Annotated in this window: 24 protein-coding genes; 14 read left to right on the top strand and 10 right to left on the bottom strand. The window is 60.4% G+C overall.

Translation table 11 applies throughout. The features are described 5' to 3' along the window. Nucleotides 1–26: 26 nt before the first annotated feature. A complete protein-coding gene (ibpA, locus tag ACOWVD_RS19385) occupies nt 27–440 on the bottom strand; it encodes a small heat shock chaperone IbpA (protein ID WP_004933919.1) in 414 nt (137 codons plus the stop codon). A gap of 309 nt (nt 441–749) precedes the next feature. Here ibpA and ACOWVD_RS19380 point away from each other — a divergent pair, with 309 nt between their 5' ends. Then, complete coding sequence (locus tag ACOWVD_RS19380) at nt 750–1,097, top strand: YceK/YidQ family lipoprotein (protein ID WP_004933911.1); 348 nt, start codon at nt 750–752, stop codon at nt 1,095–1,097. A gap of 30 nt (nt 1,098–1,127) precedes the next feature. Here the strand turns inward: ACOWVD_RS19380 and ACOWVD_RS19375 are convergent, their stop codons facing one another. After that, nucleotides 1,128–2,408 carry a DUF3748 domain-containing protein gene (locus tag ACOWVD_RS19375; protein ID WP_049240383.1) on the bottom strand — a complete coding sequence of 427 codons (1,281 nt, stop codon included), beginning with the start codon at nt 2,406–2,408 and terminating at the stop codon, nt 1,128–1,130. A 38-nt stretch (nt 2,409–2,446) separates the two neighbouring features. Next, nucleotides 2,447–2,860 carry a hypothetical protein gene (locus tag ACOWVD_RS19370; RefSeq protein WP_139319725.1) on the bottom strand — a complete coding sequence of 138 codons (414 nt, stop codon included), beginning with the start codon at nt 2,858–2,860 and terminating at the stop codon, nt 2,447–2,449. Between the two features lie 39 nt (nt 2,861–2,899). On the opposite strand from ACOWVD_RS19370, the gene ACOWVD_RS19365 reads away from it, so the two are divergent. Next, on the top strand, nt 2,900–3,868 hold the full coding sequence (locus ACOWVD_RS19365; protein ID WP_049240384.1) for a threonine/serine dehydratase: 969 nt from the start codon (nt 2,900–2,902) through the stop codon (nt 3,866–3,868). Further along, entirely contained in the window at nt 3,855–4,796 is a 942-nt protein-coding gene (locus tag ACOWVD_RS19360; protein WP_049240385.1) for an ornithine cyclodeaminase family protein, read from the top strand. The genes ACOWVD_RS19365 and ACOWVD_RS19360 overlap by 14 nt, the downstream gene beginning before the upstream one ends. A gap of 25 nt (nt 4,797–4,821) precedes the next feature. Here the strand turns inward: ACOWVD_RS19360 and yidA are convergent, their stop codons facing one another. The 5 genes from yidA to dnaA form a co-directional block, all read right to left on the bottom strand. Further along, entirely contained in the window at nt 4,822–5,637 is an 816-nt protein-coding gene (gene yidA / locus ACOWVD_RS19355; RefSeq protein ID WP_021504165.1) for a sugar-phosphatase, read from the bottom strand. Between the two features lie 124 nt (nt 5,638–5,761). Continuing rightward, nucleotides 5,762–8,176: a DNA topoisomerase (ATP-hydrolyzing) subunit B gene (gene gyrB / locus ACOWVD_RS19350; protein WP_004933898.1), complete on the bottom strand. Its 2,415-nt coding sequence runs from the start codon at nt 8,174–8,176 to the stop codon at nt 5,762–5,764. A gap of 18 nt (nt 8,177–8,194) precedes the next feature. Then, nucleotides 8,195–9,280: a DNA replication/repair protein RecF gene (recF, locus tag ACOWVD_RS19345; protein WP_004933895.1), complete on the bottom strand. Its 1,086-nt coding sequence runs from the start codon at nt 9,278–9,280 to the stop codon at nt 8,195–8,197. Between the two features lie 45 nt (nt 9,281–9,325). Next, on the bottom strand, nt 9,326–10,426 hold the full coding sequence (gene dnaN / locus ACOWVD_RS19340; protein WP_004933892.1) for a DNA polymerase III subunit beta: 1,101 nt from the start codon (nt 10,424–10,426) through the stop codon (nt 9,326–9,328). Between the two features lie 4 nt (nt 10,427–10,430). Next, the gene (gene dnaA, locus ACOWVD_RS19335; protein ID WP_004933889.1) at nt 10,431–11,825 is read right to left on the bottom strand and encodes a chromosomal replication initiator protein DnaA; all 1,395 of its coding nucleotides are present in this window, start codon (nt 11,823–11,825) and stop codon (nt 10,431–10,433) included. A 682-nt stretch (nt 11,826–12,507) separates the two neighbouring features. On the opposite strand from dnaA, the gene rpmH reads away from it, so the two are divergent. The 9 genes from rpmH (at nt 12,508) to ACOWVD_RS19290 (ending at nt 20,010) form a co-directional block, all read left to right on the top strand. Then, nucleotides 12,508–12,648, top strand: a complete 141-nt coding sequence (gene rpmH, locus ACOWVD_RS19330; RefSeq protein WP_000831330.1) for a 50S ribosomal protein L34 — start codon at nt 12,508–12,510, stop codon at nt 12,646–12,648. Between the two features lie 17 nt (nt 12,649–12,665). Next, nucleotides 12,666–13,025 carry a ribonuclease P protein component gene (gene rnpA / locus ACOWVD_RS19325; RefSeq protein WP_004933883.1) on the top strand — a complete coding sequence of 120 codons (360 nt, stop codon included), beginning with the start codon at nt 12,666–12,668 and terminating at the stop codon, nt 13,023–13,025. Beyond that, nucleotides 12,989–13,246 (top strand): membrane protein insertion efficiency factor YidD, encoded by a 258-nt coding sequence (yidD, locus tag ACOWVD_RS19320; RefSeq protein ID WP_421105744.1) that lies wholly within the window; start codon nt 12,989–12,991, stop codon nt 13,244–13,246. The genes rnpA and yidD overlap by 37 nt, the downstream gene beginning before the upstream one ends. Nucleotides 13,247–13,248: 2 nt before the next feature. Beyond that, the gene (gene yidC, locus ACOWVD_RS19315; RefSeq protein ID WP_004933876.1) at nt 13,249–14,886 is read left to right on the top strand and encodes a membrane protein insertase YidC; all 1,638 of its coding nucleotides are present in this window, start codon (nt 13,249–13,251) and stop codon (nt 14,884–14,886) included. A gap of 96 nt (nt 14,887–14,982) precedes the next feature. After that, nucleotides 14,983–16,347: a tRNA uridine-5-carboxymethylaminomethyl(34) synthesis GTPase MnmE gene (gene mnmE / locus ACOWVD_RS19310; RefSeq protein WP_033649555.1), complete on the top strand. Its 1,365-nt coding sequence runs from the start codon at nt 14,983–14,985 to the stop codon at nt 16,345–16,347. 146 nt (nt 16,348–16,493) lie between these two features. Continuing rightward, nucleotides 16,494–17,294: an MBL fold metallo-hydrolase gene (locus ACOWVD_RS19305; RefSeq protein ID WP_049240390.1), complete on the top strand. Its 801-nt coding sequence runs from the start codon at nt 16,494–16,496 to the stop codon at nt 17,292–17,294. Between the two features lie 133 nt (nt 17,295–17,427). After that, entirely contained in the window at nt 17,428–18,153 is a 726-nt protein-coding gene (locus ACOWVD_RS19300; protein ID WP_004933861.1) for a 4'-phosphopantetheinyl transferase family protein, read from the top strand. 161 nt (nt 18,154–18,314) lie between these two features. Next, nucleotides 18,315–18,881 (top strand): NADPH-dependent FMN reductase, encoded by a 567-nt coding sequence (locus ACOWVD_RS19295; RefSeq protein ID WP_004933859.1) that lies wholly within the window; start codon nt 18,315–18,317, stop codon nt 18,879–18,881. Nucleotides 18,882–18,957: 76 nt separating this feature from the next. Further along, nucleotides 18,958–20,010 (top strand): hypothetical protein, encoded by a 1,053-nt coding sequence (locus tag ACOWVD_RS19290; protein ID WP_197799081.1) that lies wholly within the window; start codon nt 18,958–18,960, stop codon nt 20,008–20,010. A 35-nt stretch (nt 20,011–20,045) separates the two neighbouring features. On the opposite strand, the gene ACOWVD_RS19285 is transcribed toward ACOWVD_RS19290, so the two are convergent. Beyond that, complete coding sequence (locus tag ACOWVD_RS19285; RefSeq protein WP_004933851.1) at nt 20,046–21,383, bottom strand: NCS2 family permease; 1,338 nt, start codon at nt 21,381–21,383, stop codon at nt 20,046–20,048. Nucleotides 21,384–21,616: 233 nt separating this feature from the next. On the opposite strand from ACOWVD_RS19285, the gene ACOWVD_RS19280 reads away from it, so the two are divergent. After that, a complete protein-coding gene (locus ACOWVD_RS19280) occupies nt 21,617–22,021 on the top strand; it encodes an NUDIX hydrolase (RefSeq protein WP_049240393.1) in 405 nt (134 codons plus the stop codon). A 45-nt stretch (nt 22,022–22,066) separates the two neighbouring features. Continuing rightward, nucleotides 22,067–22,735 (top strand): 6-phosphogluconate phosphatase, encoded by a 669-nt coding sequence (gene yieH / locus ACOWVD_RS19275; protein WP_004933845.1) that lies wholly within the window; start codon nt 22,067–22,069, stop codon nt 22,733–22,735. On the opposite strand, the gene ACOWVD_RS19270 is transcribed toward yieH, so the two are convergent. Next, on the bottom strand, nt 22,732–23,472 hold the full coding sequence (locus ACOWVD_RS19270; RefSeq protein ID WP_015376138.1) for an amino acid ABC transporter permease: 741 nt from the start codon (nt 23,470–23,472) through the stop codon (nt 22,732–22,734). The two genes, yieH and ACOWVD_RS19270, sit on opposite strands and share 4 nt — an antisense overlap.

Below are 23,472 nucleotides of genomic sequence, written 5' to 3'. Positions count from 1 at the left end.
AGCGTACCTGCCGGCGAAACGGAAATTTATTTAATTTCGATGCGGCGCGGTTTTAATGTTTCCGGCACGATGCGTTGCATGTCGATATACAACAGGCCATTCTCCAGTTTGGCGCCTTTAATTTGAATATGTTCGGCCAGCTGGAATTTACGCTCGAAATTACGCTCGGCAATGCCCTGGTATAAATAGGTTTTTTCTGCCGGTTCATTGTTGTGCGCCCCGCGCACGATCAGCAGATTGTCCTGCGTGGTGATCTCCAGCTCCTGCTCGGCAAACCCGGCTACCGCGATGGCGATCCGATAATGATTTTCATCCACCAGCTCGACATTATAAGGGGGATAACCGCCGTTGCCCTGACTCTGGCCAGCCTCCAGCGCGTTGAACAGGCGATCGAAACCAATGGCGGAACGGTATAGCGGGGAAAGATCAAAATTACGCATAAAACAGCCTCCTAAGGCACTTCAGCGAGGTTGAAATAAATACGCCTTCCACTCTGGACAGGCTAATTAAGCCAGAATTCCCTTACGGCGAATTCTCAATTCGGCTCTGATGATAAAATGGGGGTTGCTTTCATCAATTCAACAGGCGAGGATCAAAAAAATTTGCACCAATAAGGTAAAAGTTTTTTTTACCACTTACACTAAAGTGAGAGAGCCGCCACAGAGCGGGATTTTGCTTCTTTTAAAGCAGCAACAGGATGTTATAAATCAGCTTAATTTAGGGGCACAGCAACCCTGCAGGATGGATTAATGACGATGATGAAAGCGATAGCGACGGGCTGCATGTTGTTGGCGACCAGCGGTTGCTCCAGCGTGATGAGCCATACCGGCCCGAATCAGGGTTACTATCCCGGCACCCGCGCCAGCGTGGACATGCTGAAGGACGACAACACCAGTTGGGCGATGATGCCGCTGGTGGCGCTGGATCTGCCGTTCTCCGCGGTGATGGATACCGTGCTGCTGCCTTACGACTATCTGCGATCCGGCAACGACGCCACCGCAGACTCGCCAAAAGCGCGTATCCTGCGCAGCGAGCAGCAGAATTTGGCGGCGACCGGCAATCCCGGCCAGGGCGACGACAGCACCGCCACGCACTAATCGCGCACGCAGCGGGTCATCAGGCCCGCCTTACGCCTCAACCACGAAGATCTGGTTGAACCCCGCTATCTCGCGCATAAACGCCACTTTCTTGCCATCCGGCGAGAACACCACGGCATCCCCCGACGGCGGCTGCACGCTGCGCGGCGTCAAACGCTGCAGGCGACCGCTGGCCACCTCGCACAGCATCACGCTGTTGTCGCACACCAGGGCTATCGTCCCGCCCTGCGGGTGCCAGCTGAACGCCGACTGGATGTCATGCTCGCTGCGGCTCACCTGGCGCGGCTCGCCACCGTTAGGCGACACCGTCCACAGCTGCACCACGCCGCCGTCGTCCTTCATCAGAAAAGCTATCTGGCTGCCGTCCGGCGAACTGCGCAACCAGTGGCGCGGCGCACCAGCCACGCCAGGAAAACGGCGATCCCCGGTAAAGGTTACCCGCCGCTGCCTGACGCCAAGCGGCGGCGCCGGCAGCTCGCTTTCCGTCCCCTGCAGCGGCAGAGCGCCCGCCCGGGCGTAGTCGACGTCGTTCTCCGGCAGATCGACGATAAACACCTCAGACAGCTTCTCTCCGGCGGCGGACAACGTATCGCCGATAAATGCCAGCGCCCAGCGCTGCCGGCTGCCGTCGGCCTTACGGTAGCCTTCGCGGCCGATCCAGCCTTCTTCGTAAGCGCGATTGATCTGATCGCTGCCCGGCCGCGGCTGCGGCACCGTCTCGCTGATCAACACGCAATAGTGGCTGCCGTCGTACTCGCGCGGGTGCTGTTTTGGCGGGTTAACCCCGTGCAGCGGCACGGCCACGCCGACGTTGCGCAGATCGCGCGCCGGATCGCGTTCATGCATCACGTGATCGTTGTAGGTAAAGCTGAGGCGGCTGCCGTCCGGACTGAAAACGTGCACGTGGCTGCCGCCGCGCAGCGCGCCGGGGGTATAGGGCGCGGTGATATCCAGCGCGTCGAGGGTGATGGCCAACTCGCGATCCGGTTCGCTGACGATCACCCCGCGGCGGTGGTGAAAATCATACTGCCAGGCGCTGTCCGGGTGCTCAGGTCCGTGAATAAAGGCATAGCGCGCCGGCGCATCGGGGCTGACCGTGACCACGCCAACGTGGGCGCCGTGCTGGGCGCGATAAATCACCTCCACCACGCCGCTGGCGACATTGACACGCTCGATGCTGAGGCCGGTGAAAGAGGCGCCGCGCGGGCGCACGTCATAAGCCAGCCATTGACTGTCCGGCGTCCAGACGTTGATATTGGTTAACTGATGCCCACGAGGGTCGAAAGTCAGTTGTTTTTCCCGATGGCTCATGGCGGCTCTCCTGCACATGCTGGCACTGAGCCGTCATCTTACCGGATCGCCCGCAGCGTTTCATATGGCCTGTGAGGGTGAGGCGGGAGGATTTTTCGATTCGAAATCACGCAATTATTTTCCAGCGTCTTATCATTTAAGCCGATCGACGGCGTCGGCAGGAAATAAGCGGCCGACCAGGCGATAGAATTCCTGCCGGCGAGACTCAACGGCGCCAATGTAATAGAGGTGGGTGATGCAAACGCTATTTTTTCATTCTCACTTCCCTTATAAGAATAAGGCAGCGGCAGCGCCTTACTTAACGCAAATAAATAAAAAATCGTGCCGCTAAACGACAGGTTTATGATTATTTTCACCGAAAACGGCAATGCTCCCGCCGACCGTTGCCGTTTTCTGATCGGTGTGCCCGAAGGTCGGGCCGCGGGGTTTACAATCAATACAAAAAAGTACAAACTGGATTTTTAAGTCCAAATTAATTTTCTGGAGCCGGTATGAACACCCTCTTCGATGCCATTGTTTCCGCTCATCAGCAACTGCGCCCTCAGGTGCGAGTCACGCCATTGGAGCGCAGCGTGCTGCTTTCACAGCAATTGGGTTGCGAGCTGTATTTGAAATGCGATCACCTGCAGCACACCGGTTCCTTTAAATTTCGCGGCGCCAGCAACAAGCTGCGGCTGTTGGATAACGAGCAACGCCGGCGCGGCGTGATCGCCGCCTCAACCGGCAACCACGGCCAGGCTGTCGCCCTGGCGGGGCAACGGATGGGCGTTGGCGTCACGGTTTATGCGCCGGAGACGGCGGCGAGCATCAAGCTCGACACCATCCGGGCGCTGGGCGGCACCGTGGAATTGGTGCCGGGCGACGCGCTGAACGCCGAACTGGCGGGGGAACAGGCCGCACGCGAACAGGGAAAAACCTACATCTCGCCGTATAACGACGAGCAGGTCATTGCCGGCCAGGGCACCTGCGGCATGGAGCTGGTGGAACAACTCGCCGATCTGGACGCGGTGTTCGTGGCGGTCGGCGGCGGTGGCTATATCGCCGGCATCGGCACCGTTCTGCGGCAACTGTCGCCGAACACGCAGCTTATCGCCTGCTGGCCGAAAAACGCCACCAGCCTGTACAGCGCGCTGGAAGCCGGCCATATCTTCCCGGTGGAAGAACAAGAAACCCTGTCCGACGGCACCGCCGGCGGCGTTGAGCCGGGCGCCGTAACCTTCCCGCTGTGCCAGCAGCTGATTGACCGTAAAGTGCTGGTCAGTGAGGCGGAGATCAAACACGCGATGCGCCGGATCGCCGCCAGCGATCGCTGGATTATCGAAGGCGCGGCCGGCGTGGCGCTGGCGGCGGCGATCAAACTGGCGCCGGAATACCAGGGGAAAAAGGTGGCGGTGGTGCTGTGCGGTAAAAACATCGTGCTGGAGAAATACCTCAAGGCCATCGCCGATGCGCATCCTTAATCAGCAGCAAATCCTCGCCGCGTTCGACGCCGAGGCCATTACGCCGCTGCTGAAGCAGGGGTTTATCGCCTACTCGCAACAGCGGGTGCAACAGCCGCCGGTACAGCATTTCCTGTTCGAGCAGGCCGCCGGCGACTGCTGCATCAAGTCCGCCTGGTTGGAAGGCGACGAACTGTTCGTGGTCAAGATCTCTACCGGTTTCTATCGCAATGCCGAACACGGCCTGTCGAGCAATCAGGGGCTGATGATGGCGTTCTCCGCCCAGACCGGCGAGCCGCAGGCGCTGCTGCAAGATGAAGGTTGGCTGACCGCGCTGCGCACCGCCCTGGCCGGCCGCATCGTCGCCGAGCTGTGCGTGCCGCCGCATATTCAGGCGATCGGCATGGTCGGCACCGGCCTGCAGGCGCGGCTGCAGCTGCAATGTCTGAAACCGGTGACCGATTGCCGCGAGGTATGGGTGTGGGGCCGCAACGAACAGGCGCTGGCGGCGTATCGGCGCGATGCCGAGGCTGAGGGTTTTCGGGTGCGGGTCACGCAGGATGCGGCGGAGCTGGCGGCGCACTGTCAGCTGATCGTCACCACCACGCCCAGCCGCGAACCGATTTTGCAGGCGGCGGATATTCGGCCCGGCACGCACATTACCGCAGTGGGTGCCGACGCGCCCGGTAAGCAGGAGCTGGCGACCGAGCTGGTGGCCCGCGCTGACGCGCTGTTGGTCGATGCGCTGGCTCAGTGCACAGACTATGGCGAGATCGCGACGGCTTATCGGCAGAACAAGCTGACTTCAACGCCGATCGTCGAAATGGGCGCCGCATTGGCGCAGGGCGGGCGGGTACGACGCGAGCCGCAGCACATCACCATCGCCGATCTCACCGGCTTGGCGATTCAGGATCTGCAGATCGCCAAAGGGGTGTTGGCGAAAGTATAAAGGGGCGCCGCAGCGCCCCGTTTTCTCAGGCGTTGAGCACGAACTTCTCGATAGCGCGCGCCACGCCGTCTTCGGTATTGGCGCTGGTGACAAACTGCGCCACCGCTTTCAGCTCGGGAATGGCGTTGCCCATCGCCACACCGACGCCGGCATATTCGATCATCGCCGTATCGTTAGCCTGATCCCCCAGCGTCATGATGTTTTCCCGCGCCACGCCGAGGTGCTCGGCCAGCATTTTCACCCCGGCGCCCTTATCGACGTTTTTATGTAAGATCTCGAGGTAGTAAGGCGCACTTTTCAAGATAGTGTAACGCGCGCGCGTTTCCTCCGGGATGCGCGCGATGGCGCTGTCCAGCAGCGCCGGTTCGTCGATCATCATCACTTTTGGAAAACGCATCTGGCGATCCATCTCTTCCACGCTGCGGTATTTCAGCGGAATGCCGGTCATTTCCGCCTCGTGTATGGTGTACTTGCCGATGTCCTTGTTCGGGGTATACAAGGTATCGAAATCAAACGCCTGGAAGTGAACGCCTAACTCGCGCGCCATCTGCTCGAAGTGCAGATAATCCTCGAAGCCCAGGGTTTCCTGCAGGATGCAGGCGCCGTCGACCGCGCGCAACACCAGCGCGCCGTTATAGGTGATACAGAAATCGCCGGGGCCCTGAATGTCCAACTGGCGCAGATAGTCCTGCACGCCGACATAAGGCCGCCCGGTGGCCAGCACCACGTGCACCCCTTTGCGCCGCGCCGCCGCGATAGCCTGCTTTACCGCCGGCGTGATTTGATGCTGCGGATCCAGCAACGTGCCGTCCATGTCGATCGCAATCAGTTCAATAGCCATTCAACGCTTCTCCCAGTGGTTTTTATTCATGCTAACGCGTTTCAGCCTCGGCTGTCAGCGCCAAAAAAGGCCAAAAAAAATCCGCGCGGGTCGCCCGGCGCGGATTTTCACAGCCATTAACGCATCAGATATCGATGTTCGCCGCTTTCAGGGCGTTTTCTTCGATAAAGGCGCGACGCGGTTCAACCGCATCGCCCATCAGCGTGGTGAACAGCTGATCGGCAGCGATGGCGTCCTTGACGGTCACGCGCAGCATGCGGCGGCTTTCCGGATCCATGGTGGTTTCCCACAGCTGCTCCGGGTTCATCTCGCCCAGACCTTTATAACGCTGCACCGACAGGCCGCGGCGCGACTCTTTCACCAGCCACTCCAGCGCCTGTTCGAAGCTGTCTACCGGCTGACGGCGTTCGCCGCGCTCGATGAACGCGCCCTCTTCGATCAGCCCGCGCAGCTGCTCGCCCAGCTGGCAGATCTTGCGGTATTCACCGCCGTGGATGAAGTCGAAGTCCAGCTTGTAGTCGGTATCCACGCCGTGGGTGCGGATGCGCAGCGCCGGCTCGAACATCTGGCGTTCGCGGTTCTCGAAGATCACGAAGTCATAGCTGCTGCCGTGCTGCTCTTTGTCGTTCAGCGCCTGCACCAGCGACGCGATCCAGGTCTTCACCTTGGCTTCATCGCTGAGATCGCCTTCGTTCAGCGTCGGCTGATAGATCAGGCTGTTCAGCAGCGCGCGCGGGTAGCGGCGCTCCATGCGGCCGATCAGCTTCTGCACGCCGTAGTGCTCGGCCACCAGTTTTTCCAACTGCTCGCCGCCGAGCGCCGGTGCGCTGGCGTTGGTGTGCAGCGTAGCGCCGTCCATCGCGATGGCGATCTGGTACTGATCCATCGCCTCGTCATCTTTGATGTACTGCTCCTGCTTGCCTTTCTTCACCTTGTACAGCGGCGGCTGTGCGATGAATACGTGGCCACGCTCGATGATTTCCGGCATCTGGCGGTAGAAGAAGGTCAACAGCAGCGTACGGATGTGCGAACCGTCGACGTCGGCATCGGTCATGATGATGATGCTGTGATAACGCAGCTTGTCCGGGCTGTACTCGTCGCGGCCGATGCCGCAACCCAGCGCGGTGATCAGCGTCGCCACTTCCTGCGAAGAGAGCATTTTGTCGAAACGCGCTTTCTCGACGTTGAGGATTTTACCCTTCAGCGGCAAGATAGCCTGATTCTTGCGGTTGCGCCCCTGCTTGGCAGAGCCGCCCGCGGAGTCCCCTTCCACCAGGTACAGTTCGGACAGCGCCGGATCGCGTTCCTGGCAGTCCGCCAGCTTGCCCGGCAGGCCGGCCAGATCCAGCGCGCCTTTGCGGCGGGTCATCTCACGCGCTTTACGCGCCGCTTCGCGCGCGCGCGCCGCGTCGATGATTTTGCCGACCACGATTTTCGCGTCGCCCGGATTCTCCATCAGGTAATCCACCAGCTTCTCGTTCATCAGCGTTTCAACCGCGGTTTTCACCTCGGAAGAGACCAGCTTGTCCTTGGTCTGAGAGGAGAACTTCGGATCCGGCACCTTCACCGACACCACGGCGATCAGGCCTTCACGCGCGTCATCGCCGGTAGCGCTGACCTTGGCCTTCTTGCTGTAGCCTTCCTTCTCCATGTAGCTGTTCAGCGTACGGGTCATCGCGGTACGGAAACCGACCAGGTGCGTGCCGCCGTCGCGCTGCGGAATGTTGTTGGTGAAGCAGTAGATGTTTTCCTGGAAACCGTCGTTCCACTGCAGCGCCACTTCCACGCCGATGTCGTCTTTCACGGTGGAGAAGTAGAACACGTTCGGGTGGATCGGGGTTTTGTTCTTGTTCAGGTACTCGACAAACGCCTTGATGCCGCCTTCGTAATGGAAGTGGTCTTCACGGTCGGTGCGCTTGTCCTTCAGGCGAATAGACACGCCGGAGTTGAGGAAGGACAGCTCGCGCAGACGCTTGGCCAGAATGTCGTACTCGAATTCGGTCACGTTGGTGAAAGTCTGGTGACTCGGCCAGAAGCGCACCATGGTGCCGGTCTGCTCGGTTTCGCCCACCACGTTCAGCGGCGCCTGCGGCTCGCCGTGGCTGTAAGTTTGTTCGTGCACTTTGCCTTCGCGGCGGATCACCAGCTCCAGTTTCTCCGACAGGGCGTTAACCACCGAGACGCCCACGCCGTGCAGGCCGCCGGAAACTTTATAGGAGTTGTCGTCGAATTTACCGCCGGCGTGCAGCACGGTCATGATGACCTCTGCGGCTGAAACCCCTTCTTCCGGGTGAATGCCGGTCGGAATGCCGCGGCCGTCATCCTGCACCGATACCGAGTTGTCGGCATGGATGGTGACCTGAATGTCACTACAGTGGCCCGCGAGCGCTTCGTCGATAGCGTTGTCCACAACCTCGAATACCATGTGGTGCAGACCGGTGCCGTCATCGGTATCGCCGATATACATGCCCGGGCGCTTGCGCACCGCATCCAGCCCTTTTAATACCTTGATACTTGAGGAGTCATAAGAATTCGACATCAACGTTTCTCGCTCATTTTAGTCCTGTGGTTGAACCTCTATTTTACCCTGTTCCACGCGGAACATCTTGCCCTTTTCACCGGCCATGTCGGTCACTTGTTCAGCGCTGACCGCGCTGACAAAAACCTGGGCCTGGGTGGCTTTCAGGCGATCGGCCAGCAACCGGCGACGGCCGGTGTCCAGCTCGGAGGCAAAATCATCAATCAGATACAGGCAACGCCGCCCGCTCTGCCGGGTGAGAAACTCACCCTGCGCCAAGCGCAACGCGCACATCAGCAGCTTAAGCTGACCGCGCGATAACAAATCCTCTACCGGCGTGCCGTCGGCACGAATGCGAAAATCCGCTTTATGCGGCCCCACCGCGGTATAGGTCAACGCCCTGTCGCGCTCAAACTGGCGCTCCAGCAGCTCGCCGTAGTCGCTCTCTTTGTCCCAGCCGCGCTGGAAGGAGAAGCTCAGGGCGAATTCAGGCAGAAACTGCGCGCAGGTCGCGGTGATATCCGCGGCGATCGCGTCGCTGTATTCCGCCCGCCATTCGCTGATGCGCTCCGCGAGCGGGATCAGTTCCTGATCCCAGGCGCGGATCTGCGCATAGCGACTCACCTGGCGCAGCGCGGCATTGCGCTGCTTCAGTAACCGTTTCAGGTTGCTCCAGGCGGTGAAAAAACCGGGTTCGTTATGAAAACAGCCCCAGTCCAGGAAGGCGCGCCGGAATTTCGGCCCGCCATTCAGCAGGGTAAAACCTTCGGGGGTGATCAGCTGCATGGGCAGCAGCTGCGCCAGCTCGGCCACCTTGTGGCCGTCGCTGCCATCGATGCGTACTTTGCTGTCACCCTGACGGCTCTTGCTCAATCCTACCGACAGCTCGCGCTCCGCGCCTTCGATGCGGCCGTGCAGCACGAACTCCGGTTGGTCGTGGCGAATGACCCGACCGGCCTGCAGGCTGCGAAAGGCGCGGCCATGGCCGAGCGTATACACCGCCTCCAACACGCTGGTCTTGCCGCTGCCGTTGGCGCCGACCAGGAAGTTGAATCCCGGCGCCAGCGCCAAATCCGCCGCCTCGATATTGCGGAAGTCTTTAATCAATAAACGCGTCAGAGCCATGCAATCTCTTTACCGATGACGGTGCTGTAATTCAAGGTAACGAGACTACAACCGCATTGGCATGACAACGTAGGCCGCCGCCTGGCTGGCGCCGTCTTCGATCTGCACGCTGGAGACCGAGTCGGTCAACAGCAGGCGCACGTCTTCACACTTGAGCGCGTTCAACACGTCCAGCACGTAGCTGACGTTGAAGCCGATCTCCATCTCCGCGCCGTCGTAGCTGACGTCGAGGATCTCTTCCGCCTCTTCCTGCTCCGGGTTGTTGGCGGTGATCTTCAGCTGGTTCTGGCTGACGTACAGCCGCACGCCGCGGAATTTCTCGTTCGAGAGAATGGCCGCGCGGGCGAACGCCTGCTTGAGCAGATCACAGCCGGCTTCCAGCGTTTTGTCCGGATTCTTCGGCAAGACGCGGCGATAGTCCGGGAAACGGCCGTCAACCAGCTTGGACGTGAAGATGAAATCGCCAACGTGGGCGCGGATGTTGTTGCTGCCGATCTGCAGCTGCAGCAGCGAATCGCCGCCGTCCAGCAGACGCACCAGTTCCATCACCCCTTTACGCGGCACGATCACCGAATGCGACGGCAGCTGCTGGCCGATCGGCATCGAGCACACCGCCAGGCGGTGGCCGTCGGTCGCGACGGTGCGCAGCTCTTCGCCTTCGGTTTCAAACAACATGCCGTTCAGGTAGTAACGCACGTCCTGATGGGCCATCGAGAACTGGGTGGCTTCGATCAGGCGCTTCAGCGTCGCCTGCGGCAAGGTGAACTCCACCTCGCTCTGCCAGTCGTCCAGGTTCGGGAAGTCCGCCGCGGGCAGCGTGGACAGCGAGAAGCGGCTGCGGCCGGACCGCACCAGCATGCGCTCGCTCTCCAGCGTGACGGCAATCTCCGCCCCTTCCGGCAGGCCACGGCAGATATCAAAGAATTTGCGCGCGGGCACAGTCGTCGCGCCCGGCTCGTGCGGCTGGGACAGGGCGACGCGCGCCACCATCTCCATCTCCAGATCGGTGCCGGTCAGCAGCAGGGAGCCTTCCGTCACCTGCAACAGCAGGTTGCCCAGGATCGGCAAGGTCGGGCGGCCGCCCAGCGGGCTGCTCACCTGTTGCAGCGGTTTTAGCAGATGCTCACGTTCAACGATAAATTTCATAGCGCTATGAAGATAATGTTCTGATTAAATTGGAGAAATCTTCTTTGATGTCGTGACTTTCCTCACGCAGCTGCTCGATCTTCCGGCAGGCGTGCAACACCGTGGTATGGTCGCGGCCACCAAACGCATCGCCGATTTCCGGCAGGCTGTGGTTGGTGAGTTCCTTCGCCAGCGCCATCGCCATCTGGCGCGGGCGGGCAACGGATCGCGAACGCCGCTTGGACAGCAAATCCGCGACTTTAATCTTGTAATACTCCGCCACCGTCTTTTGGATATTGTCGATGGTGACCAGCTTTTCCTGCAGCGCCAGCAGATCGCGCAGCGCTTCGCGCACGAAATCGATGGTGATGGCCCGGCCGGTAAAGTTGGCGTTGGCGATCACGCGGTTCAGCGCCCCTTCGAGCTCACGCACGTTGGAACGCAGGCGCTTGGCGATGAAGAACGCCACTTCGCCCGGCAGGCGAATGTCGTTTTCGTCGGCCTTTTTCATCAGGATCGCCACGCGGGTTTCCAGCTCCGGCGGCTCGATCGCCACCGTCAGCCCCCAGCCGAAGCGGGACTTCAGACGATCTTCCACCCCGTTGATCTCTTTAGGGTAGCGATCCGAAGTCAGGATGATTTGCTGATTGCCTTCCAACAGGGCGTTAAAGGTATGGAAGAACTCTTCCTGCGAACGCTCCTTGTTGGCAAAGAATTGGATGTCATCGATCAGCAACGCGTCGACCGAACGGTAGTAGCGCTTAAACTCTTCGATGGCATTGTTCTGCAACGCTTTGACCATGTCCTGCACAAAGCGTTCCGAGTGCATGTAGACCACTTTGGCGTTGGCCTTGCGCGCCATGATGCCGTTGCCCACCGCGTGCAGCAGGTGAGTTTTACCCAGGCCGGTGCCGCCATACAGAAACAAAGGGTTGTAGGCGCCGCCCGGATTGTCCGCCACCTGGCGAGCCGCCGCGCGCGCCAGCTGGTTGGACTTACCCTCGACGAAGTTGTCGAAGGTGTGTTTAGGGTTGACGTTGGAGCGGTAAGAGAGCTCGGGCTGCGCCGCAGCGTTGTCCCAGCTCGGGCGCGAAGGCGCGGCCGTGCGCGCCGCCGGAGCCGCAGGGGCGCTGCTGACGCTGGCGGTCACGGTCTGGCTGATCACCTGCGTGATCGGCTTGCTGCCGACTTCAAAACGCAGCAAAGGCGCATCCGTGCCGCAGAAATCATTCAGCAGACCATTGATGTTGTTTAAGTACTTATCGCGAACCCAATCCAGCACAAAACGGTTAGGCGCGTACAGCGCCAGGGTGTTGTCACTCAGTTCCGCCTGCAATGGGCGAATCCACATACTAAATTCTGTGGCAGGTAACTCATCCTGCAATCGGGCAAGACACTGCTGCCAAAGCGAAAGTGACACGGCGGACTCCACTCGAACAAGATCAATAAAGAAAAGAAACGGGCAACTTTTTTATAACTCATGATTTTTGACACATACCCGGCATCGGCTGTTTGCCTGTGGGGGATGCGAACCGCCTTTCACGGTTTGTGTCCCTCACGATCCCGGCATGAGGGATCGCGATCGGAATGACGGATCATAGCGCAATCCGCGCAAGAGATCCTCCCCTTCCTCACAGATTAGATCCATTTTATCCACAGGCCGCGGCCGGCGGCGATCTTTTCGCCGCCAGCGCCGAATGACCGCGCAGATCCCGGCCGCTGCGCCGCGTTTTTTACATTGTCAACCGGTTATACCCTGTTATCCACGTCGGATCCTGCGATCGCGCGCAAAGGATCTCACGGGGATCCTTGCGATTTCACCCCGAGTCCGTATAATCTTCGCCCTACGTGTGATACCTGGTTCCTTATGGTGCGTCATTAGCCAGACAGGATTCTGCGGTGACCACGGGCCAAGAGCGGATTTTGTTCCGTTATTGGCAGACAACCAGGTAGGCTGGCGCGATGCGAATTGACTCAGGACTGTACAATTATTACAATCCCGCTTCTTTATGTATTGCGATTGAGGCGTCGGTCATCTTCACGCCGAGTAGCCAAACGCGTTTACTGATCAGTAATTATTTTAAGTTTAGGTAGAAATCGCTATGAAACGCACTTTCCAACCGTCCGTATTGAAGCGCAACCGTAGCCACGGTTTCCGTGCTCGTATGGCCACCAAAAATGGTCGTCAAGTTCTGGCCCGCCGTCGTGCGAAAGGCCGTGCTCGTCTGACTGTTTCTAAGTAATAAAGCTAACCCGCTGAGTGGTTAAGCTCGCTTTTCCCAGGGAGTTACGTTTGTTAACTCCCACTCATTTCACTTTCGTCTTCCAGCAGCCACAACGGGCTGGCACGCCGCAAATCACCATCCTCGGCCGCCTGAACCAGCTGGGGCATCCCCGCATCGGTCTTACCGTCGCCAAAAAACACGTCAAACGCGCGCACGAGCGTAATCGGATCAAACGCCTAACCCGCGAAAGCTTCCGCCTGCGTCAGCACGAATTACCGGCGATGGATTTTGTCGTGGTGGCCAAAAAGGGGATAGCGGATTTGGATAACCGCGCGCTGACGGAAGCTTTGGATAAATTATGGCGTCGCCACTGTCGCCAGGCTCCCGCATCCTGATCGGGCTGGTGCGGGCCTATCAGCTCGTCATCAGCCCGCTGCTAGGGCCTCGTTGTCGCTTCCAGCCGACATGCTCTCATTACGCAATTGAGGCATTAAGCAGGTTTGGCATGATAAAAGGCAGTTGGTTAGCATTGAAACGCGTATTAAAATGCCACCCTTTGAACCCAGGTGGCGATGATCCGGTGCCGCCAAAAACCGACGATAACAGAGAATACTAACGATGGATTCGCAACGCAATCTTCTCCTCATCGCTCTGCTGTTCGTGTCTTTCATGATCTGGCAGGCATGGCAAACGGACAACGCTCCGCAGCCGGCCGCACAGACCACGCAACAGACTTCGAACGCAGTAGCCGGTGATGCCGCCAGCCAGGCCGTGCCAGCCAGTGGTCAGGGTAAGCTGATTACCGTGAACACCGACGTGCTGTCACTGACCATCAACACCCGTGGTGGCGATATCGAGCAGGCTAAACTGTTGGCCTACCCGGATACTCTGGGTTCATCGACTCCGTTCCAACTGCTGGAAACCACCCCGTCGTTCGTCTATCAGGCGCAAAGCGGCCTGACCGGTAAAAACGGCCCGGACAACCCGGCCAACGGCGAACGCCCGCTGTATCAGGCGGCGCAAGACAGCTACACCCTGCCGGAAGGCCAGGACGAGCTGCGCATCCCATTGACCTACACCGGTAAAGACGGCGCGATCTACACCAAGACCTTCGTGCTCAAACGCAACCACTATGCGGTCGGCGTGGATTACAGCATCGACAACAAAGGCGCGACGCCGCTGGAGCTGACCCTGTTCGGCCAGCTGAAGCAGACCACCGAATTGCCTAAGCACCGTGACACCGGCAGCAGCAACTTCGCGCTGCACACCTTCCGCGGCGCGGCGTACTCGTCCAGCGAGGACAAGTACCAGAAATACGCGTTCGACAAAGACGAAAACCTGAGCGTCACCACCAAAGACGGTTGGGTTGCGATGCTGCAGCAGTACTTCGCCACCGCGTGGGTGCCGGCGACCAAGGGTGACAACACCTTCTACACCGCCAAACCGGGTGACAACCTGTCCACCATCGGCTTCAAATCTACACCGGTCGTGGTGCAGCCGGGCGCTCAGCAACAGCTGAACGCGACCCTGTGGGTCGGCCCGGAGCTGCAGGACCAGATGGCTCAGCTGGCGCCACACCTGGATCTGACCGTGGATTACGGTTGGCTGTGGTTCATCTCCCAGCCGCTGTTCAAACTGCTGAAGTTCATCCACGGCTTTATCGGCAACTGGGGCTTCTCCATCATCATCATCACCTTCATCGTGCGCGGCATCATGTACCCGCTGACCAAGGCGCAGTACACCTCGATGGCGAAAATGCGCATGCTGCAGCCGAAGTTGCAGGCGATGCGCGAGCGCATCGGCGATGACAAACAGCGCATGAGCCAAGAGATGATGGCGCTGTACAAGGCGGAGAAAGTGAACCCGCTCGGCGGCTGTCTGCCGCTGATCATTCAGATGCCGATCTTCCTGGCGCTGTACTACATGCTGATGGGTTCAGTCGAACTGCGCCACGCGCCGTTCGCCCTGTGGATCCATGACCTGTCGGCGCAGGACCCGTACTACATCCTGCCAATCCTGATGGGCGTGACGATGTTCTTCATTCAGAAGATGTCGCCGACCACCGTGACTGACCCGATGCAGCAGAAAATCATGACCTTCATGCCGGTGATCTTCACAGTGTTCTTCCTGTGGTTCCCGTCCGGTCTGGTGCTGTACTACATCGTCAGCAACCTGGTGACCATCCTGCAGCAGCAGCTGATTTACCGTGGTCTGGAAAAACGCGGTCTGCACAGCCGCGACAAGAAAAAAAGCTAAGCGTAGTGTAGGGGTTCGGCGCGCCGACCCTTGCAGTCACACCAAAGGCGGTCATTAGACCGCCTTTTTGCATCTTAATCGTCAGAGAGAACCGTTATGAGCACCACCGATACCATCGTAGCCCAAGCCACCCCGCCGGGACGCGGCGGCGTCGGCATTCTGCGCATTTCCGGAAGCAAGGCCAAAGACGTCGCCCAGGCGTTGCTCGGCAAGCTGCCGAAGCCGCGCTACGCTGACTATCTGCCGTTCCGTGACGCCGCCGGCGCCACCCTCGATCAGGGCATCGCGCTGTGGTTTCCGGGGCCAAACTCCTTTACCGGCGAAGACGTGCTGGAGCTGCAGGGCCACGGCGGGCCGGTGATCCTCGATCTGCTGCTCAAGCGCGTGCTGGCGCTGCCCGACGTGCGCATCGCCCGGCCCGGCGAGTTCTCCGAGCGCGCGTTTCTCAACGACAAACTCGATCTGGCGCAGGCCGAAGCGATCGCCGATCTGATCGACGCCAGCTCCGAGCAGGCGGCGCGTTCGGCGATGAACTCGCTGCAGGGCGCATTTTCCACCCGCATCCACCAGCTCGTGGAAGCGCTCACTCACCTGCGAATCTACGTGGAAGCGGCGATCGACTTCCCGGACGAGGAAATCGACTTCCTGTCCGACGGTAAAATCGAGGCGCAGCTCAACGACGTCATGGCGGATCTGGACAGCGTGCGCGGCGAAGCGCGCCAGGGCAGCCTGCTGCGCGAAGGAATGAAGGTGGTGATCGCCGGGCGCCCCAACGCCGGTAAATCCAGCCTGCTCAATGCGTTGGCCGGGCGCGAGGCGGCGATCGTCACCGATATCGCCGGCACCACCCGCGACGTCTTGCGCGAACATATCCATATCGACGGCATGCCGCTGCACATCATCGACACCGCCGGCCTGCGCGACGCCAGCGACGAAGTGGAGCGTATCGGCATCGAACGTGCCTGGAACGAGATCGAACAAGCCGACAGGGTGCTGTTTATGGTGGACGGCACCACCACCGCCGCCACCGAGCCGGCGGAGATCTGGCCGGAGTTTATGGCGCGCCTGCCGGGCACGCTGCCGATCACAGTGGTGCGCAACAAAGCCGACATCACCGGTGAAACGCTGGGCCTGACGGAAGTGAATAACCACTCACTTATTCGCCTGTCGGCCCGCACCGGCGAAGGCGTCGATGTGCTGCGCGATCATCTGAAACAGAGCATGGGCTTCACCAGCAACATGGAAGGCGGCTTCCTGGCGCGCCGTCGCCACCTGCAGGCGCTGGAACTGGCGGCGCAGCATCTGGTGCAGGGCAAAGAACAGTTAGTGAGCGCTTACGCGGGCGAGCTGCTGGCCGAGGAACTGCGCCAGGCGCAGCTGGCCCTGAGCGAAATCACCGGCGAATTCACCTCCGACGACCTGCTAGGCCGCATTTTCTCCAGCTTCTGTATCGGTAAATAACGCGCTGCCAGAGGCCTTCACGGCCGGGGCCCCCTGTTCCGGCCGTTTTTCTTTCCCGCTCTCGCTCTGCGCGCTGGCTCACAGCGCCGCCGCAACTGCCCGCGATATACTGGACGGTCAGGTGTCTTTCTCAGGAACGAGTCAACATGGCGTTAACCCTCAAGGTATTGCTGGAAAACCGCCGCGCCGCCGGCGCCAACCCGCTATTGCAGGCCAAGGCCGGGTTAAGCCTGCTGATTGAGGACGAGACGACCTCCATACTGTTCGACACCGGCCCCGACGACAGCTTCCTGCGTAATGCGGCGCTGATGGGCGTCGATCTCTCCCGTATCACCGCGACGGTGCTCTCCCACGGCCACTATGACCACTGCGGCGGCGTCGCCTGGCTGCCGGACAACAGCCGCATCATCTGCCACCCGCAGGTCGGCGATGAGCGCTATGCGGCGCTGAAGGTGCTGGGCCACACCCACAAAATCAAAAAACTCTCTTTGGACATCGACTACTCGCGCCATAACATGCACTACAGCCGCGAGCCGCTGGCGATCGGCGATCGCTTTATGTGGTCAGGTGAAATCGCCGTGCCCGCACCGCGCGCCTACGGGGTGATTACCGGGGAAAACGCGGCGGTGGATTACGTTATCGACGAAGGGGTGCTGATTTACAAATCGGATCGCGGTCTGGTGATCGTGACCGGCTGCGGGCATCGCGGGATTGTGAATATCGTGCGCCACTGCCAGAAAATCACCGGGATCGATCGGATCCACGCCTTGATTGGCGGTTTTCATCTGCGTTGCGCTTCCCCGCGCACGCTCTGGCGCGTCCGCCGTTTTTTACGGCAGCACCAGCCGGAAAAGATCATGGGTTGCCACTGTACCGGCGCGTGGGGCCGGCTATGGCTGCCGGAAGGTATCGCGCCGGCCACCGGCGATAGCTGGATCCTGGAATAACGCCTGCGCCGTTCATCACTGAAATCGGCAACAAATCGGATAAAACGCATAGTGTTTTTTGATGATAAATCCTCAACTTAGTCTTAATCTAACCCCCCTGCGTTCTTAGCGACCCTCTGTCATGGAGCGAACAATGGCGTGTCATTTTGCCCGATGGACCCCGGCCTCCGCTGTCCTGGATACCCAGAGACTCGCCGACGAAGTGATAGCCGCCACCCGCACCTTTTCCGTTAAGCGCCGCACGCGCTACCTGCAAGGGCGCATTCTGCTCGCCGAAATGATGTTCTACCTGTACGGCCTGCCGACGCTTCCCCCTATAGCCACCACGCCCACCGGCCGCCCCTGCTTCGCCGACCATCAGCTGCCCGATTTTAGCCTCGCCTATGCCAGCAACACCGTGGGCGTGCTGCTCAGCGACGAAGGCAAAGTCGGACTGGATATCGAAGTGATGCGGGCGCGCGGCAGCCGGCAAAGCGCGCTGCAGAACGCGCACCAGACGCCGGCGGAAAGCGCCTGGATCGGCGCGCAGGACGATCGGCTGGAGGCGGAGACTCAGCTGTGGAGCATTCGGCAAAGCGTGCTGAAAATTTCCGGCCTCGGCAACAGCGGCCAGTCTACGCTGCGTCTGCATCCCTTCTCCGGCCACCTGCGCTCCAGCGCCACGCCGGACGTTCAGGTGATGAGCGACGCCGACGAATATCTGAGCTGGGCCTGCGCCGGCAGCCCCGGGCTGGATCGCCTGCTGTGCTGGCGCTATGAAGAGCGCGGCGGCCTGCACAAAGACGGGGAAATCTCGCCGCGCAGCCCGGCGGCATCCTCACGCTTCGTTAAACTGACGGGCCTGAAGACGCCAGGTTGACGCGGCGCAAAGCGGATAACGCGATCTTTACCGCACCAGTTACTGGATTAAATTGTAAAGACAGCTAAATGTTGAGCAATCGCCTATTCTCGACCCGCGCTTTAGCCTACTATTCGCCCATGTTGTACGCTGAATCTGCTCATTCGAAAGGGAGAATCACCATGTCAGACCAAGCCCTAAAAATCGTCACTCTACTCGGCAGCCTGCGCAAAGGCTCCTACAACGCCATGGTGGCCCGCGCCCTGCCTGGCCTGGCCCCGCAGGGCGTCACCATTGAAGCGCTGCCCTCCATCCGCGATATCCCGCTGTACGACGCCGACATGCAACAGGGTGAAGGCTTCCCTGCCGCGGTCGAGGCGATCGCCGAGCAGATCCGCCAGGCCGACGGCGTGATCATCGTCACCCCTGAATATAACTATTCCGTGCCCGGCGGGTTGAAGAACGCCATCGACTGGCTGTCTCGCGTACCGAATCAGCCGCTGGCCGGCAAGCCGGTCGCCATTCAAACCAGCTCAATGGGGCCGATCGGCGGCGCGCGCTGCCAATACCATCTGCGCCAGATCCTGGTGTTCCTCGATGCGATGGTAATGAACAAGCCTGAGTTTATGGGCGGCGTGATCCAGAGCAAGGTCGATGAACAGGCCGGTGAACTGAGCGATCAGGGAACGCTGGATTTCCTGACCGGCCAGCTGTCCGCGTTCAGCGATTTTATTCGCCGCGTGGAGTGAAGGTCTCGCGGCGCCCGCTGGGTGCCGCAACAGGACATGACGTCCGTCAATTTATTGAAATTAAAGCCATAGCATCATGTATTTTTTCATTTTAGCGTTATTTTTCGTTTCCATCACCAGTCCCGCTTTCGCCGCAGACATGCGTTATCCCGCCGGTGAAGAGCCGCTGGAGCTGCCGGCGCACAGCGCGCTCAACGCCCAACTGTCGCGTTCCGCGCAAACCCAGGAAGACAAAAAGCTCGGCGCCATGTCGCTGTACCTGACGCTGATGCGCGAAGACGGCCGCAACGTCTGGGCGCCCTACCAGCTGGCGGTGTCGTCGGCGGAGAAAGGGCAAACCGAACTGGCGGAGCGTTACCTGCAGCTGAGCGCCGACCGCGGCCTGTGGTACTACTACAACCTGCTGGAGGACGACGCCTTCAACAGCATCCAACACTCCGCCACTTACCAATCCATTTTGGCCGCCACCAAAGCGCGCTATCTGCAGCACGCCCGTCAGTATGAAGGCAAAGCCAGCTACGCGGTGCCGGACGGCGAAGCGCCGCCCGCAGGCTGGCCAACGGTGATCTTCCTGCATACCTACGGCAAAGCCGCCGCCATCAGCCCCGAGGAGCGGCTGCTGTTCGGCGAAATGGGCGTGGCCTACATCGAGATCAACGGCACGCAGATGCTGTCGGAAAACAGCTTCCGCTGGTCAAATTACAGCGACGAGAGCACCCAAACCGCCCTGCAGCGCACGGTGCAACAGCTGGCTCCGCAGCTAAAGCTGGATCCCCAACGAATTTATCTCAGCGCTCGCGGCCAGGGCGCGCTGCATGCCGCCAACCTGCTCGCGAAATACCCGCAGTATTATGCCGGCGCGCTCCTGATCGCCCCCCACGGCGAAATCAAGCCGGCCCAGCAGTCGCTGGCGGCGAAAAAGAAAATCGTGATGGCGTATTACGATCGGCAGACCTTCAGCGAGCAGGCGCTGGCGTTGCACTTCGCCAATCTGTTCGGGGAGGATAATCAGGTGCAGACGCTGCACTTCGCCCAGGGAGAGGATGCCGCCGGCAGCTGGCAGGCGCGCTTCAGACGGCCGTTGCAGTGGGTGTTGGATCAGGCGCCGGATGCGACGCCGGGCGTCTAGGGATTCAGGGCCGACCGCCATCGGCCCTTTGGCTGTCAATGGCCGTCGACGAAGACGATCTTAAGCACGAACAGCAGCGCCACCACCACCACGCACGGGCTGATTTCACGCCAGCGGCCGGTACCCAGCTTCATCACGCAGTAGGAGATAAAGCCGAGCGCGATGCCCTCGGTGATCGAGAAGCTGAACGGCATCATCACCGCGGTGACAAACGCCGGCACCGCTTCGGTCAGATCGTCCCACTTCACCCGCGCCAGGCTGGAGGTCATCAGCACGCCGACGTAGATCAGCGCGCCGGCGGCGGCGTAAGCCGGCACCATGCCCGCCAGCGGCGACAGGAAGATCACCAGCAGGAACAGCAGGCCGGTGACCACCGCCGTCAAACCGGTGCGGCCGCCGACGGCGACGCCGGATGAGCTTTCGATATAAGCGGTCACGGAAGAGGTGCCCGCCAGCGAACCGGCCACCGAGCTGATGCTGTCAACGTACAGCGCCTGCTTCATGCGTGGGAACTTGCCCTGGTTGTCGGTCAGACCGGCTTTATCGGTGACGCCGATCAGGGTGCCGGAGGAGTCGAACAGGTTCACCAGCATAAACGAGAAGATGACCCCGGCCAGCCCGATGTTCAGCGCGCCGGCCACATCGACCTGGCCCACCACCGAGGTAATGCTCGGCGGCAGCGAGAACAGGCCGCCGTATTTCACGTCGCCCAGCATCCAGCCGATCAGGGTGGTGACCACGATCGACACCAGCACCGCCGCATGGAAGTTACGCGAAGAGAGTACGGCGATGATGAAGAAGCCGAGCGCCCCCAGCAGCACGTTGTGCGAGGTCAGGCTGCCGATGGTCACCAAGGTGTCCGGGTTGGCCACCACGATGCCGGCGTTTTTCAGCCCCATCATGCCGATGAACAGGCCGATGCCGCTGGTGATGCCGACGCGCAGGCTGACCGGAATGTTGGCGATCATCCAGTAGCGAATGCGGAAAATGGTCAGCAGCAGCAGGCCGACCGCGCCCCAGAAGATGGCGCCCATGCCCACCTGCCAGGAGATGCCCATCGCCCCGACCACCACGAAGGCGAAGAAAGCGTTCAGCCCCATCGCCGGCGCCAACGCCACCGGCAGGTTCGCCAGCAGGCCCATAAAGATGCTGCCGAAGGCGGCGATCAAACAGGTGGTGACAAATACCGCCTGGGTATCCATGCCCGCCGCGCCCAAAATTTGCGGGTTAACGAACACGATATACACCATGGTGAGGAAGGTGGTGATACCGGCAATCGTTTCCGTACGCGCCGTCGTGCCATGTTGCTTGAGTTTAAACACGCGCCCAAGCAAGCCTTGCTCAGCGTCAAGGCCAGATACTGGTTTGGTCATTATCAGAATTCCGAAAATGGGAATGGACAGTCGCCGGCTATCCTATAACAAAAAGTGGGGCTTTTGACGCCGGTCACAGGTTTTTTTCGCCGTCTTTACGGCTAAATGCGTCAACGGCTTGTATTTACAGACATTCATCCCCCGACCGCCCATTGCGTTGCCGTTTGCCGGCACGGCCGATAAAATGGCCTATCGCCCCCTCTTTCCCTATCCGTTAACAAACAGGAATCCGCATGTCTTCGACCTTTATCGATAAGCTGGCGTTGATCGCGCTGAAAGATGACAAAGTGGCGCTGGTGCGCTCGCACAACAAGACGCTGTTTTATATGCCGGGCGGAAAGCGCGAAGCGGGTGAAACCGACGAACAGGCGCTGTGCCGCGAAATCGACGAAGAGCTGACCGTCGCGCTGCAGCCGAACTCCATCGCATTTTACGGCGAGTTCTCCGGCCCGGCAGACGGCAAGCAGGACGGCACCCTGGTGCGCATTCGCTGCTACCAGGCCGACTTTACCGGGCAGTTGCAGCCGGCCGCCGAAATCGCCGAGCTGAAATGGTGCGACAGCCGCGATCTGCCGCAGTGCTCACACGTCGCCGCGCTGATTTTGCACGATCTCAAGGCGCGTAACCTGATCAAGTGATCGCTGAGTCGCCTCAGCGGCGTTAACCCAAGGAACCTGTCCCGCATGAATCAGATTGACTGCATTTTGTTCGACTGCGACGGCACGCTGGTGGACAGCGAAGTGCTGTGCAGCAAAGCCTATGTGCACATGTTCGCCCGCTACGGCATTCATCTGTCGCTGGAAGAGGTGTTCAAGAAATACAAAGGGGTGAAGCTGTACGAGATCATCGATCGGGTCAACGCCGAGCAGGGCACTGACCTGGCAAAAGAGACGCTGGAGCCGCTGTATCGGCAGGAAGTGGCGCGGCTGTTCGACAGCGAGCTGCAGCAGATTGCCGGCGCCCGCGAGCTGCTGGCGCAGGTGACGGTGCCAGTCTGCACCGTCTCCAACGGGCCGGTCAGCAAGATGCAGCACTCGCTCGGCCTGACCGGCATGCTGCCTTATTTTGATGACCGGTTGTTCAGCGGCTATGACATTCAGCGCTGGAAGCCGGATCCGGCGATCGTGTTTCACGCCGCCGAACAGATGCAGGTGCCGGTGACGCGCTGCATCCTGGTGGACGATTCACCCGCCGGCGCGCAGGCCGGCATCAATGCCGGCATCCCGGTCTTTTATTTCTGCGCCGATCCGCATAACCCGCCGATCGACCACCCGCTGGTGACAACGTTTGACGACCTGGCTCAATTGCCCGCGCTGTGGCGCGAACGCGGCTGGCGGCTGACGGCCGATTAACTGGCCGGCAACGGCGGCTTGTTGCGCCACCAGCGCCAGGAGCGCTTCAGCGCGCGGGTTTGCGCGCCGAAGCGGCGGTTGACCGCGTTGGCCAGCAGATCGAGCGCCAGGCAGAACACGAAATAGACCAGCGCCACGAACAGGAACACTTCCATCGGGTAGACCATGCTGCGGTTGTTGACCTGGGTCGCCAGGAAGGTCAGTTCGCCAACGCCGACGATATAAGCCAACGAGGTGTCTTTGATCAGAGAGATCCACTGGTTGATGAACGACGGCACCATCATGCGCAGCGCCTGCGGCAGCACGATCATGCGCAGCGTCTGCCAGCGGGTCAGCCCCAGAGAAAGCCCGGCCTGCCATTGGCCGGGGCCGATCGCGGCGATGCCGGCTTTCACCGCATGGGCCAGATAGGCCGAGGCGATCAGCGCCAGCGCGCACACGACGGTGGTGATTTCCGGGATCTCTACGCCAAACACCATCGGCAGCAGGAAATAGGTCCAGAAGATCAGCATGATGACCGGAATGGCGCGGAAAAAGCCCAACACCGCCGCCAGCAGCCCGGCGGCGATGCCGCGCGACATCGCCAGCGCCACGCCGAGCAGGGTGCCGAGCACCGCCGAGGCCACGCCGGCCATCAGACTGATCGCCAACGTCAGCGCCGCGCCGCCCAGCGGCCCATCCGGCCAGGTGCCCCACAGCAGGTAGCCCAGGTTGTCGTGAATCACGCTGAAATCCAT

Origin of the sequence: Serratia sp. SA088, from assembly GCF_049065515.1 — a bacterium.
Classification (GTDB): Bacteria; Pseudomonadota; Gammaproteobacteria; order Enterobacterales; family Enterobacteriaceae; genus Serratia; species Serratia nematodiphila.
The sequence above is the reverse complement of the archived record's forward strand: the minus strand, read 5'-3'. Positions and strand labels throughout refer to the sequence as shown.

Coding starts and splice junctions, on each gene's coding strand:
- ACOWVD_RS19300 (WP_004933861.1), top strand. CDS start 17,428: ATGGCGTGTCATTTTGCCCGATGGACCCCGGCCTCCGCTGTCCTGGAT.
- yidD (WP_421105744.1), top strand. CDS start 12,989: ATGGCGTCGCCACTGTCGCCAGGCTCCCGCATCCTGATCGGGCTGGTG.
- ACOWVD_RS19290 (WP_197799081.1), top strand. CDS start 18,958: ATGTATTTTTTCATTTTAGCGTTATTTTTCGTTTCCATCACCAGTCCC.
- gyrB (WP_004933898.1), bottom strand. CDS start 8,176: ATGTCGAATTCTTATGACTCCTCAAGTATCAAGGTATTAAAAGGGCTG.
- ACOWVD_RS19295 (WP_004933859.1), top strand. CDS start 18,315: ATGTCAGACCAAGCCCTAAAAATCGTCACTCTACTCGGCAGCCTGCGC.
- ACOWVD_RS19280 (WP_049240393.1), top strand. CDS start 21,617: ATGTCTTCGACCTTTATCGATAAGCTGGCGTTGATCGCGCTGAAAGAT.
- yidC (WP_004933876.1), top strand. CDS start 13,249: ATGGATTCGCAACGCAATCTTCTCCTCATCGCTCTGCTGTTCGTGTCT.
- yidA (WP_021504165.1), bottom strand. CDS start 5,637: ATGGCTATTGAACTGATTGCGATCGACATGGACGGCACGTTGCTGGAT.
- ACOWVD_RS19305 (WP_049240390.1), top strand. CDS start 16,494: ATGGCGTTAACCCTCAAGGTATTGCTGGAAAACCGCCGCGCCGCCGGC.
- ACOWVD_RS19285 (WP_004933851.1), bottom strand. CDS start 21,383: ATGACCAAACCAGTATCTGGCCTTGACGCTGAGCAAGGCTTGCTTGGG.
- recF (WP_004933895.1), bottom strand. CDS start 9,280: ATGGCTCTGACGCGTTTATTGATTAAAGACTTCCGCAATATCGAGGCG.
- yieH (WP_004933845.1), top strand. CDS start 22,067: ATGAATCAGATTGACTGCATTTTGTTCGACTGCGACGGCACGCTGGTG.
- ACOWVD_RS19360 (WP_049240385.1), top strand. CDS start 3,855: ATGCGCATCCTTAATCAGCAGCAAATCCTCGCCGCGTTCGACGCCGAG.
- ACOWVD_RS19365 (WP_049240384.1), top strand. CDS start 2,900: ATGAACACCCTCTTCGATGCCATTGTTTCCGCTCATCAGCAACTGCGC.
- mnmE (WP_033649555.1), top strand. CDS start 14,983: ATGAGCACCACCGATACCATCGTAGCCCAAGCCACCCCGCCGGGACGC.
- ibpA (WP_004933919.1), bottom strand. CDS start 440: ATGCGTAATTTTGATCTTTCCCCGCTATACCGTTCCGCCATTGGTTTC.
- ACOWVD_RS19380 (WP_004933911.1), top strand. CDS start 750: ATGACGATGATGAAAGCGATAGCGACGGGCTGCATGTTGTTGGCGACC.
- ACOWVD_RS19270 (WP_015376138.1), bottom strand. CDS start 23,472: ATGGATTTCAGCGTGATTCACGACAACCTGGGCTACCTGCTGTGGGGC.
- rpmH (WP_000831330.1), top strand. CDS start 12,508: ATGAAACGCACTTTCCAACCGTCCGTATTGAAGCGCAACCGTAGCCAC.
- dnaN (WP_004933892.1), bottom strand. CDS start 10,426: ATGAAATTTATCGTTGAACGTGAGCATCTGCTAAAACCGCTGCAACAG.
- ACOWVD_RS19375 (WP_049240383.1), bottom strand. CDS start 2,408: ATGAGCCATCGGGAAAAACAACTGACTTTCGACCCTCGTGGGCATCAG.